This window comes from Micromonospora sp. LOL_025, from assembly GCF_048060285.1.
In the GTDB taxonomy this organism is placed as follows: Bacteria; Actinomycetota; Actinomycetes; order Mycobacteriales; family Micromonosporaceae; genus Micromonospora.
On sequence record NZ_JBHMIR010000063.1, the window covers coordinates 1 to 10,999 of the forward strand.

Annotated in this window: 9 protein-coding genes and 1 pseudogene; 5 read left to right on the forward strand and 5 right to left on the reverse strand. The window is 73.0% G+C overall.

All coding sequences use genetic code 11. The features are described 5' to 3' along the window. Positions 1 to 212: 212 nt before the first annotated feature. Together ACFHW0_RS31230 and ACFHW0_RS31235 are read right to left on the reverse strand one after the other, a co-directional pair. Positions 213 to 1,655, reverse strand: coding sequence for an MFS transporter (locus ACFHW0_RS31230; protein ID WP_416613222.1), 1,443 nt, complete (start codon positions 1,653 to 1,655; stop codon positions 213 to 215). 85 nt (positions 1,656 to 1,740) lie between these two features. Beyond that, positions 1,741 to 1,977: a hypothetical protein gene (locus ACFHW0_RS31235; RefSeq protein WP_416613223.1), complete on the reverse strand. Its 237-nt coding sequence runs from the start codon at positions 1,975 to 1,977 to the stop codon at positions 1,741 to 1,743. A gap of 150 nt (positions 1,978 to 2,127) precedes the next feature. Between ACFHW0_RS31235 and ACFHW0_RS31240 the strand changes: the two genes are divergently transcribed. The 3 genes from ACFHW0_RS31240 to ACFHW0_RS31250 all read left to right on the forward strand — a co-directional run bounded on the left by ACFHW0_RS31240 (position 2,128) and on the right by ACFHW0_RS31250 (position 5,523). After that, the gene (locus tag ACFHW0_RS31240) at positions 2,128 to 3,258 is read left to right on the forward strand and encodes a geranylgeranyl reductase family protein (RefSeq protein ID WP_416613224.1); all 1,131 of its coding nucleotides are present in this window, start codon (positions 2,128 to 2,130) and stop codon (positions 3,256 to 3,258) included. 135 nt (positions 3,259 to 3,393) lie between these two features. Then, a complete protein-coding gene (locus ACFHW0_RS31245) occupies positions 3,394 to 3,585 on the forward strand; it encodes a hypothetical protein (protein ID WP_416613225.1) in 192 nt (63 codons plus the stop codon). 261 nt (positions 3,586 to 3,846) lie between these two features. After that, positions 3,847 to 5,523 carry an ABC-F family ATP-binding cassette domain-containing protein gene (locus tag ACFHW0_RS31250; protein WP_416613226.1) on the forward strand — a complete coding sequence of 559 codons (1,677 nt, stop codon included), beginning with the start codon at positions 3,847 to 3,849 and terminating at the stop codon, positions 5,521 to 5,523. A 116-nt stretch (positions 5,524 to 5,639) separates the two neighbouring features. Here the strand turns inward: ACFHW0_RS31250 and ACFHW0_RS31255 are convergent, their stop codons facing one another. Beyond that, positions 5,640 to 7,430 (reverse strand): bifunctional metallophosphatase/5'-nucleotidase, encoded by a 1,791-nt coding sequence (locus ACFHW0_RS31255; protein ID WP_416613227.1) that lies wholly within the window; start codon positions 7,428 to 7,430, stop codon positions 5,640 to 5,642. A gap of 211 nt (positions 7,431 to 7,641) precedes the next feature. Here ACFHW0_RS31255 and ACFHW0_RS31260 point away from each other — a divergent pair, with 211 nt between their 5' ends. After that, positions 7,642 to 8,544, forward strand: a complete 903-nt coding sequence (locus ACFHW0_RS31260; protein ID WP_416613228.1) for an SDR family oxidoreductase — start codon at positions 7,642 to 7,644, stop codon at positions 8,542 to 8,544. A gap of 181 nt (positions 8,545 to 8,725) precedes the next feature. Here the strand turns inward: ACFHW0_RS31260 and ACFHW0_RS31265 are convergent, their stop codons facing one another. After that, positions 8,726 to 9,385 carry a nucleotidyl transferase AbiEii/AbiGii toxin family protein gene (locus tag ACFHW0_RS31265; RefSeq protein ID WP_233599890.1) on the reverse strand — a complete coding sequence of 220 codons (660 nt, stop codon included), beginning with the start codon at positions 9,383 to 9,385 and terminating at the stop codon, positions 8,726 to 8,728. Further along, positions 9,382 to 9,723 (reverse strand): hypothetical protein, encoded by a 342-nt coding sequence (locus ACFHW0_RS31270; RefSeq protein WP_416613229.1) that lies wholly within the window; start codon positions 9,721 to 9,723, stop codon positions 9,382 to 9,384. The genes ACFHW0_RS31265 and ACFHW0_RS31270 overlap by 4 nt, the downstream gene beginning before the upstream one ends. A gap of 901 nt (positions 9,724 to 10,624) precedes the next feature. Here ACFHW0_RS31270 and ACFHW0_RS31275 point away from each other — a divergent pair. Further along, a pseudogene (locus ACFHW0_RS31275) lies at positions 10,625 to 10,999 on the forward strand (hypothetical protein); the annotation flags it as partial.

Below are 10,999 nucleotides of genomic sequence, written 5' to 3' on the forward strand. Positions count from 1 at the left end.
GTCGGCGTACCCCGACCACTACGCCCAGTGGGAGCAGCAGGCCGCCGACCTCGTCACCGAGCACTGGAACAACTGACAGCGCGATACATGACATGCCGCTGGCCGGCACCCCCACCCGGGGTGCCGGCCAGCGGCACGTCGGGTGGCGGAGCCGGGCGGACCGGGGACGGCGGCCGTCACGGGCTTCCACCAGCACGGCGAGCCGCTGACCGTCACCGGCGGTGGCCGAGGGCGACGTCGACCAGGGCCGCGACCAGCGCGAGCGCGATCACCCCGGCGGCCAACAGGAGCGAGTGCCGGAAGGCGAGTGAGAAGTCCCCACCGCTGGCCGCCAGCGAGGAGAAGAAGATCGAGCCGACGGCGGGGATCCCGGCGGCGGAACCGATCCGCTGGCCGGTCTGGAGCATGCCCGCCCCGCTGCCCGCCTGCCGCACCGGCACCTGGGACAGGGTCAGCGTCTGGTTCGGCGCGATCACCAGACCGCTGCCCAGCCCGGCCACCAGCAGGGGGGCCGCGGTCAGCCACGGCACGGCGACGCCCCTCGGGGCCAGTTCGAGTACGACGACCACCGCGACGAGCCCGACCACCACGGTGAGCAACCCGACCGCGACCAGGGGACGCCCGAAGCGGTTGACGATCCGGCCGCCGAGCGCGGACGCCGCGGCCGAGCCCAGCGCGAACGGGGTGATGGCCAGGCCGGCGACCAGCGCGCTGTAGCCCAGGCCGTTCTGCAGGTAGAGCGTGAAGATGAAGAAGATCGCGGTGAACCCGCCGAAGTAGACGAGCGCGATCAGCGACCCGAGGGTGTACGACCGGAAGCCGAACAGCCGCAGGTCGAACAGCGGTTCCCGACGCCGGCCGTGCCACCGCTCCCACGCCCCGAAGCCGGCCAGGGTGAGCAGCCCTGCCGGAACGAGCAGCCACTTCGCCGGGCCCCGCCAGTCCTGCTGCACCAGCGGCAACAGCACGAGCAACACTCCGACGCCGAGCAGCAGCACTCCGACGGGGTCCAGCCGCCGGTGGTCCCGTGGGCCGGCCGGTCGACCGGGGAGCAGCCGCCAGCCGAGGACCACCGCGAGAACGCCTACCGGCACGTTGACGAAGAACACCCACCGCCAGCCGTGCGCCTCGCCGCCGATGGCGATCAGCAGGCCGCCGAGCAGCGGGCCGACGGCCGTGGAGATGCTGATGGTGGCGCCGAGCAGCCCGAACGGGCGACCCCGCTCCGGCCCCTGGAAGAGTTCCTGGATCAGCCCGGTGACCTGCGGGTTGACGACCCCGGCGGCGGCCCCTTGGAGCAGCCGGGCGGCGATCAGCCACGCGGGCGAGGCGGCCAGCCCGGCCAGCGCGCTGGCCAGCGTGAACAGCGCGATCCCGAAGACGAACGCGCTTCGCCGGCCGCGCGCGTCGCCGAAGCGGCCGGCGGAGACCAGCACCAGCCCGAACGTCAGGGCGTACCCGGAGAGCACCCACTGCAGGTCGCTGGGGGAGGCCCCGAGGGCGCGGTCGATCGACGGGACGGCGACGTTGACGATGCTCACGTCGAGCAGCGTCATGAAGGCGGCGACCAGCCCTACCCCGAGGGCCTGCCAGCGGCGCCGGTCGTCCGGCGGCGCGGTGGCGTCGGCCGGTGGCGGCGTACCCGCCGGGCTCATCGTGCCTCCCGTGGACCGGTGATCGGGCATCGTCGAGCGCTACCCCGGTACCCGGGAGGCGAACCATCGCGAGGTGCTCGTCGGCTCACGCCATCTGGCGGGCGCAGAACCGGGGTCCGAAGTCCAGCCCGGCCATCGGCGAGTCCTCCCGGTGCAACAGGTTCTTCTCGGTGAGCTGGTGCAGCGGCGCCCGCAACTGCTCCTCGGTGAGACCGGCCTCCTCGGCGATCAGGTCCGGGTACGGCACCTGTCCCCGGGCCTCCAGCGCCGCGACCGCGTCGTACACCTTCTCCTCGACATCCGACAGCTGCACCTGCCGCATGGCCTTTCCTCCTTCGCCTGTCCCGCCCCTGCGCGGGCGGTCGCGCCGCGCGGTTACCCGGTGAACGGGCGAAGATGCCCACCCGATCGGGCGGTGCCGCGTGGCCGCGCCGTCGGCGCCGGACGCCGTGGCTTGCCCTAGGCTGCACCAGTGACCGTCTGGGATCTCGCCGTCGTCGGCGCCGGCCCCGCCGGGCTCTCCGCCGCCCACGCCGCCGCCCGCGCGGGCGTGCGCACGCTGGTCGTGGAGCGCGCCGCGCACCCGCGTTACAAGACCTGCGGGGGCGGTCTGATCGGCACCTCGCTCGCGGCGGTGGCCGGTCGGATCGAGGTGCCCGCGCACGACCGGGTCGACCGGGTGACGTTCACCCGCGACGGGCGACGCCGGTTCACCCGCCGCCATCGGAGCGGTCCGCTGGTGAGCATGGTGCGCCGGGAGGAGTTCGACGACCGGCTGCGTGCCGCCGCGGTCGCCGCCGGTGCCGAGGTGCGCGAGCGCGTCGCGGTCCGCGCGGTCGAGCAGGACCCCGACGTCGTACGCCTCAGACTCGCCGACGGGGACACCGTCCACGCGCGGGCGGTGGTCGGGGCGGACGGCTCCTCCGGGGTGACCGCCCGGCACGTGGGAGTACGTCACCGGCAGGTCGACCTGGGGCTGGAGCTGGAGCTGCCCGTGCCGCCGGAGGTGCAGGCCCGCTGGCGGGGCCGCCTCCTGCTGGACTGGGGGCCGCTGCCCGGCTCGTACGCCTGGGTCTTCCCGAAGGGCGACCGGCTGACGGTCGGGGTGATCGCCGCCCGGGGCGAGGGGGAGCGGACCAGGGCCTACCTGCGCGGGTTCGTCGACCGGCTGGGCCTGTCCGGGGTGGAGCCGGCCCACGACTCGGGCCACCTGACCCGCTGCCGGGCCGAGGATTCGCCGCTGCGTCGGGGCCGGGTGCTGGTCGCGGGCGACGCGGCGGGCCTGCTGGAGCCGTGGAGCCGGGAGGGGATCAGCTACGCGCTGCGGTCCGGCGAGCTGGCGGGCGTGGCGGTCGCCGCCGGTGACCTGGCGGGCTACGACCACGCGGTCACCCGGGACCTGGTGCCGTCGATGCGCGCCGGGCACCGGCTGCTCGACGTGTTCGCCCGGCGGCCGGGCGTCTTCCACGCGTTGTTGGCCACGCCGCCGGGCTGGCGGATGTTCGTGCGGTTCTGCCAGGGCCGGGCGGGCTTCGACGAGACGTTGCGCCGCGCTCCCGTGCGGGCGGCGCTGGCGCTGCTGGACCGGTCATCGGGCGGCTGAGCCCCGGCCCGGTGCGCCGGGGAGGTCTCCCTCGACGCACGCGTGCTCCGTCTTTCGCCCAGGATCCTAGGATGCTTTAGCGGTGGTGTCCGACGTCACCACCGCGGACAATGACGACGTCGAGGGAGAGAAGTGATGGCAGAGGACCGCTCCGAACCGTCGTTCACCGACGACGAGTACCGCCTCCTGCGGCACGTGCGCTTCGGCGAGATGCCGCCTGCGGTCCGCCCGGAGGAGCGGACCGCGCTGACCGAGACCGATCCGCGGCGGGACCAGCCGGATCCGGGTGACGAGCGGGACCGGTGGGACCTGCGGCACGGGGCCTGACGCCTCGTCGTTCAGCTGTGCAGCCGAACGACGGTTCCCGCCGGCTCTCCGTGCGGCCCGCCCGCCGGAGCGAAATCCGGATGAGCGGGCGCGCCGGCGTTGTTAACCTTGCCGTCATGGCACGAGGTATCTGGTCGCAGAAGGTCCGCTCCGCCCGCTGACGGCGGCGCCTGCTCCCTGCTGAATCCGCGCTCGCCGTCCCGGTTCCCGCCGGGCGGTCGCTTGCTGCTGCCCGGCTCCACCACGAGCTGCGGAGCACCCTTGAACCTCACCCCGATTTCCGAAACCATGTCCCTGCCCGCCACGGCGGGCGGTGCCGCGCACGTCCGCGCCCACGGCGTCACCGTCGTCCGCGGCTCCCGGCGCGTCCTGAACGACGTGTCGCTGACCGTCTCCGCCCGTTCCCGGGTCGCCGTCGTCGGCGAGAACGGCCGCGGCAAGACGACGCTGCTGCACGTCCTCGCCGGCCTGATCTCGCCCGACGAGGGCACCGTGCACCGGGCGGGCACGATCGGCCTGGCCCGTCAGGAACTGTCCGCGCGCGACGGCGAGACCGTCGGCACCCTGACGTCGGCGGCGCTGGCCGCGTCGCTCGCGGCCCTCGCCGCGCTGGACGAGGCGTCCCTCGCCTTGGCCGCGGGCGATCCCGGCGCCGACGACCGCTATGCCGCCGCCCTCGAGGCCGCCACCGGGCTGGACGCGTGGGACGCCGAGCGTCGCATCGACGTCGCCCTCGAGGCCCTGGGCGCGTGTACGGACCGCGACCGCCCGTTGTCGCAGCTCTCGGTCGGGCAGCGCTACCGGGTACGGCTGGCCTGCCTCCTCGGCGCGCGGCACGACGTGCTGCTGCTCGACGAGCCGACCAACCACCTCGACGCCGACGGGCTGGACTTCCTGACCCGCCGGCTGCGTGAGCACGAGGGCGGCCTCGCCGTCGTCAGCCACGACCGGGCGCTGCTGCGCGACGTCGCGGACCGGTTCCTCGACCTCGACCCGACCCGCGACGGCACACCGCGCCTGTACGCCGGCGGCTATGACGCCTGGCAGGACGCCCGGCGCCGCGAACGTGAGTCCTGGGAGCAGGACTACGAGGAGCAGCAGGCCGAGCACCAGCGGCTGCAGAGCGCGGTGTCCAAGGCTCGCGACCGGCTCTCCACGGGCTGGCGGCCGGACAAGGGGACCGGTAAGCACCAGCGCCAGTCCCGCGCGCCGGGCGTCGTGCAGGCTCTGCACCGCCAGCAGGACGCCTTGCGGGCGCACCGGATCGACGTGCCGGAGCCGCCGCCGGCCCTGCGGTGGCCCGACCTGAGCGTCCGGCCGGGTGCGCCACAGCTGCGGGCGTACGGCGTCGCCGTCGACGGGCGCCTGGCCGGACCGGTCGACCTCACCCTCGACGGCGGCGACCGGCTGCTGGTCACCGGAGCGAACGGCGCCGGGAAGTCCACGCTGCTCGCGGTGCTGGCCGGCGCGCTCCGACCCACGCAGGGACGCGTCTGGGCGGCGAAGGAGGCCCGGATCGCCCTGATCGACCAGGAGACCGCCGGGCACGACCCCGGCCTCACCGCCGGCGAGGTCCACGCCCGTCACGTGGGGCGGCTGGTGGCCGGTGGGGCGCTCCGCGACGCCGACGCGGTCCCGCTCGGGGCGCTCGGGTTGCTGGACTCCGACGCGATGCGCACGCCGGTCGGGCGGATGTCGCAGGGGCAGCAGCGGCGCCTCGACCTGGCGTTGGCGCTGGCCGGGCAGCCCGGGCTGATCCTGCTCGACGAGCCGACCAACCACCTGTCGTCGGCGCTGGTCGACGAGCTGACCGACGCGATCCGCGCCACGAGCGCGGCCGTCGTGGTCGCCACGCACGACCGGCAGTTGCTGCGGGATCTCGCCGACTGGCCGCGCCTGGAGATCGGGGGTCGGGCCGCCGGCCACGAACGACGGTGACCCCGCTCGCCGCGCCGGCCCGGCCCGCCGCCACGTCGCGTACGGGCCGGCGCGGCCGCGGCGGGCACCGGGTGGGCCGTGGATGATCCGTCCACGGCCCACCCGGTGATCGGGTATCAGAAGACCGGCACGCCCTCGCGTACGAGCCGCCAGTTCGGCTGGTAGAAGTCCGCCGGGTCGATGGTGCCCTTGGCCTGCGCCCAGTCGATCAGCAGCTGACGGATCTCCTGCTGCTCGTTGTAGACCTGGGTCTTCACGATGCCGGGGAAGTTGCCGCCGCCGCTGCGCCGGTAGTTGTTCACCGCCACCACGAACTGCGCGTTGTCCGCCACCGGCGTGTCGGTGCCGGGCAGCACCAGGCGGGTGACGCGCTGGCCCACCGGCTTGGAGATGTCGATGTCGTACTCCAGGCCGGAGAAGACGTCGTAGTTGTAGTCCGGAACGGCCGGGTCGCTGATCGCGGCCGGGTCGACCGGGGCGCCGGGGGCGAGGGTCCGGAAGTACTTCGCCGAGTACTCCAGGTAGGCGCGCACCTCGGCGCCGCTGAGCACGACCGCCTCGAGGGTGTTGTCGAAGACGTACAGCCCGGCCACGTCGCGGATCTTCACGTCGCCGGCGGGGAAGACCGCGGTCCGGCTGAACGGCGCCGCGATCGACAGCACCGGCAGGTCCGCGTACGACGTGCCGGCCAGCGCCTGGCCGACGACCTCGGTCTGCACGTGGTTGATGAAGTCCAGGATCGGGGTGTCCCGGTAGCGGCTCTCCGCCGCCGACAGCTCCACCGTGGAGCGGGCCACGACCTGGTTGACGTACGCCACGGTCTTCTGGTGCTGCGCCCGCACGGCGGCGAGGACCTTCGGGTCCTCGGCCACGGTGTTGGTGTTCAACAGGGCGGCGGTCTTCTTGGTGATCTTCCAGCGGCCGCGCTCGCGGGCCAGGGTGAAGTCCATCCGGCTCAGCCGCTGGCCCCACTTCGACGGCTCGGTGAGCAGCACCTGCTCGCCGGTCCGCTCGTTGGTCACGAACTTTTCGGCGACCTCGGCGTGGGCGTGGCCGAACAGGATCGCGTCGATGCCGGCGACCTGCTGGGCGATCAGCGCCGTCGGGTTCTCGATCGGCAGCTCCGGGCCGTAGCTGGAGGTGCCGCTGTCGCCGCCGTGGGCGGAGATCAGCACGATGTCGGCGCCGCGCGCCCGCATGATCGGCACGTACTTCGCGGCGGTGGCGATCATGTCGTCGAACCGCAGCCTGCCCTCGGCGTTGGCCCGGTCCCAGATCGCGCTGCCCGGGTTGGTCAGGCCGAGGATGCCGACCCGCAGCGGCGGCGCGGCGAAGCCGACGGAGACCTTCTTGATGATGAACGGCAGGAAGGCCGGCTTGCCGGTGGCGACGTTGACGGCGTTCGCGGCCAGCGCCGGGAAGCCCAACTGCGAGATCCACTTCGCCAGCAGCGGCAGGCCGTAGTTGAACTCGTGGTTGCCCAGCGTCACGGCGTCGTAGCCGAGCACGTTCATCGCGTTGGCCATCGGGTGCGTCGCACCGGTGGTGGTGATCGGCTCCTGCTTGGCGTAGAAGGTGGCCAGCGGGGTGCCCTGGATGGTGTCGCCGGCGTCCAGCACCAGCGTCGCCCGGCCCCGCCGCTCGGCGCGGATCTGCTTGACCAGCGCGGCCAGCTTGGCGACGCCCACGTCGTTGTGCTTGCTGTCGTCGTACTCGGCGTCGGAGTAGTAGTCCCAGTTGTAGACGTTGCCGTGGGTGTCCGAGGTGCCGAGGATCGTGAGGTCCCAGGTCCGCGACCGGGCCGCGCCGGCCGCCTGGGCGGGGGTGGCGGCGATCAGCGGGACGCTCGCCGCCGCGGCCGCGGCGGCGAGCACCGTCCGACGCGACGGGCCGGAGGGAGAGGTCATGAGGTGCCCTTCCATGGGGGTTCCGGGCGCCCGATGAGCGCCGAGCGCACCATAAACGAGCGGCTGTCACTCCTGCCACAGGAGCCCGGGGTGTTTCATCACACCGGCGCGCACGGACCTGTCCGTGTAACACCGTGCCGGCCGTTTCCGCTTGCCGCCGCAGGGTACGGCGTGGGAGACCCAGACCCGACCGGTGCGCGAGGAGACGTCGGTGAGCGAGGACCAGCACACCCAGCAGGACCCCACCAGCCAGTACGGCCAGCAGGAGGGACAACCGAAGCAGCAGCAGACGCCGCCCGGCTCGACTCAGGAGATGACCCCGAAGCCGGACCACGGCGAGGAGTCGTACCGTGGCAGCGGCAAGCTCGACGGCCGGCGGGCGGTGATCACCGGCGGCGACTCCGGGATTGGCCGCGCGATCGCCATCGCGTACGCCCGGGAGGGCGCCGACGTGCTGATCTCCTACCTCAGCGAGGAGGAGGACGCCGACGCCCGGGAGACCGTCCGGTTGGTCGAGGAGGCAGGCCGCAAGGGCATCGCGGTACGCGGCGACATCACCGACAAGGGGCACTGCCAGGAGCTGATCGATCGGGCCGTGCGCGACCTCGGCGGCATCGACATCCTGGTCAACAACGCGGCCTACCAGATGGCACAGGACAAGGGCATCCTCGGCATCAGCGACGAGCAGTTCGACCGGGTGCTGAAGACCAACCTGTACGCGATGTTCTGGCTCTGCCGGGCTGCCGTGCCGCACATGGCCGAGGGCTCGGCGATCATCAACACCTCGTCGATCCAGGCGTTCGACCCCTCGCCGCAGCTGCTGGACTACGCCACCACCAAGGCGGGGATCGCGAACTTCACCAAGGCGCTCGCCGCCGACCTGGCCGAGCGGGGGATCCGGGTGAACGCGGTGGCGCCGGGCCCGATCTGGACGCCGCTGATCCCGGCGACGATGCCGAACGAGAAGGTCGAGAAGTTCGGCCAGGACACCCCGGAGGGACGCCCCGGCCAGCCGGCCGAGCTGGCCCCGGCATACGTCTTCTTCGCCTCCCAGGAGTCCAGCTACGTCACCGGCGAGATCCTCGGCGTCACGGGCGGCCGCCCCACCAAGTAACCCGCCGCGCCCCGCGCCCCTGGCTCGCGCCCCGCGCCCCTGGCTCGCGCCCCGCGCCCCTGGCTCGCGTCGATCATGCACTTGTGGTGCCCCGCAAAAGGGAAGGATCACCACTTTCCGCCCACCGAAAGTGCATGATCGACGCGAGCGGTGGGGTGCGGGGGCGGGGTGGGAGTGGGGGTCAGCGGGGCCAGGGGGTTAGGCGGGTGCGGACCTGGGCGATGGCGGCGGGGTCCAGGCCGTAGCGGGCGAACCTACGGTCGGGCAGCCGGTCCAGGTAGCGGCCGGCGGCGCGGACGTCGTCCTCGTCCAGGGCCGGGTCGAGCTGGCGGGCCAGTTCCAGCAGCTCCGCCACGTCGTGGTGCTCCAGGGCCGCCGCGACGTCGATGTAGTCCCGGACCTCCCGCCGGTTGACCAGGGCGGCGGTCTTGTTCGCCATCAGGTCCCGCACGTCCATCACCGGGCCGAGATCCATCACGACGGGGCTACGGTGCCGGTCGAGGCGGGCCAGGCTGAGCCGGATGAGCCGCCCGTCCCGGCTCACCACGAAGTCCCTCAGATCCCGGTCGAAGCCGTCGAACAGCTCGGCCAGTTCGCTGTCGGGATCGGCGTCGGTCACCTCGAACCCGGCCCGCTCCAGCGCCGTCCGCACCCCGTCCGCCGCCGCGGCGGCAGCCCCCTCCACGTCCGCGAACAGGTCCACGTCCTCCGTCGGGCGGGTCACCAGCCCGTGCGCGGCCCAGGCCACCCCGCCGCCGAGCACGAACCGGTACGGCCCGGCAGCCGACAGGGCCACCCGGGCCACCTCGCGATAGAACTCGTGCGGGTGCGCGGTGCTCACGCCGTACGCAGCCCCCGGTGGCGGCTCTCCCAGGCCTGGCGTACGCCCCGGGGCAGGTTGAGCAGCCGCCACACCCGGCGCAGCGTGCGTCCGTTGATGAGCAGCCGGAGATCCTCCGCGCGGGTGGTCTCCCGCAGCACGTTCTCGTACATCCAGAGCAGCTCGTCCGGGTCGCCCAGGTCGAAGGTGCGGTCGGCGTTCCACATAAGCCGCACCGGCAGCTCCACCACGCCACGGGTGGGGCCGGTCAGTTCGGTGAGGGTGCGGGCCACCACGGCGGGCCGGCCCGGACGGGCCAGGTGGGCCGTACGGGGCGGAGCGGGGGAGAGGGCCTGCATGCTGTCAGGGTAACCCCAGGTCGGGCCGCTGGGGATCGCGGTTTCGCCGGTGTCGCGGCGTGGCGGGCGCGGTCGGGACGATTTCGCGTTCCTCGGCGTCGGTTCGTGCAGGTCGCCGTGGGCTGGGTTCCACGTGGTCGTCGCGGCGGGCCACACCCCGTCGGTGCCCATCTCGCGCCCGCCCGCTGCGGGACCCGATGCACCGTGCCCTGACGATCGTGGCTCGACGTGCCCGCCGTCTGCGTGCCGATCATGCAGTTGTGGTGGGCGTCGCGCCCTGAATTGCGCCTCCTGTGAGGCGCCACAACTGCATGATCGACGCCCACCTGCCTCGGGTGCTCGGGAGATCTTGGTAGGTAAGGACCTTTGAGGGGGTTTACCTGCCGAGATCTGGGACGTGCGGGCGGATCCGGTGCGCCGGTTGTCCGGCTTCCGGGGTGTCGTTCGGGTGGGCGTCGGTGGTTCGATCGCCCTGGGATGGCGCAATGAGGTGAGTGTCCGGTTCGGGCGTGTGATCCGGGGCATGGTGGGGGCGGAATGGTGGCCGGCCCGGGGTCGTTACACCCTGCGTACGACCGAGCAAGACCCACCGCCGCCAAGGCCAGGCCGCCCGATGGATGGGGGTGCCGGGCCCCGGAATGATGGCGGGCCGGCGGTCGTTACACATGGTCCGGCCGACGTGAGGGCATCCCCCGCCCCGCGAAACAGCCCGGCCCTTCCGGCCCGCACAGGTCGGACATCCGGCCGACGCGGCCGATCTGATCTTTCCTCCGGTGCGACGCCGGAGATCCCTCCAGCCCTGCTGGAGAACCCCCGAGTTCATGAGCGCCGGACGGTGCTTGCATCCGCGTAGCCGAATCCCCCTCGGTGCGGGTGCCAACCCCCGAATGGAGCATCTCTGATGAACACGATCATTCGTAACAGCGTGCTCGGTATCGCCGGTCTGGCGTTCGCCGGTGGTGTGGCCGCCGGCCCGATGGCCGACACCCACACCAGTGCCCCGAGCGTGGACACCACTGCTGTGGCCGTGGCGGTGGCGGCGGACAAGCCGGACATGGGCGTGCTGGTGCCGCATGGTGTGCAGGGTGCGCAGTCGCGTATCGACCTGTCCGACGAGCAGGTCGCCAACGTCAGGGCCATCATCGCCGCGACGAAGAAGGCCGGCATGGACGAGCGGGCCGCGGTGGTGTCGATCGCGACGGCGTTGCAGGAGTCGAAGCTGGAGAACCTGGGTCACCTGGGTGACCGCAACGACCACGACTCGCAGGGCCTGTTC

Coding starts and splice junctions, on each gene's coding strand:
- ACFHW0_RS31230 (WP_416613222.1), bottom strand. CDS start 1,655: ATGAGCCCGGCGGGTACGCCGCCACCGGCCGACGCCACCGCGCCGCCG.
- ACFHW0_RS31235 (WP_416613223.1), bottom strand. CDS start 1,977: ATGCGGCAGGTGCAGCTGTCGGATGTCGAGGAGAAGGTGTACGACGCG.
- ACFHW0_RS31245 (WP_416613225.1), top strand. CDS start 3,394: ATGGCAGAGGACCGCTCCGAACCGTCGTTCACCGACGACGAGTACCGC.
- ACFHW0_RS31255 (WP_416613227.1), bottom strand. CDS start 7,430: ATGACCTCTCCCTCCGGCCCGTCGCGTCGGACGGTGCTCGCCGCCGCG.
- ACFHW0_RS31270 (WP_416613229.1), bottom strand. CDS start 9,723: ATGCAGGCCCTCTCCCCCGCTCCGCCCCGTACGGCCCACCTGGCCCGT.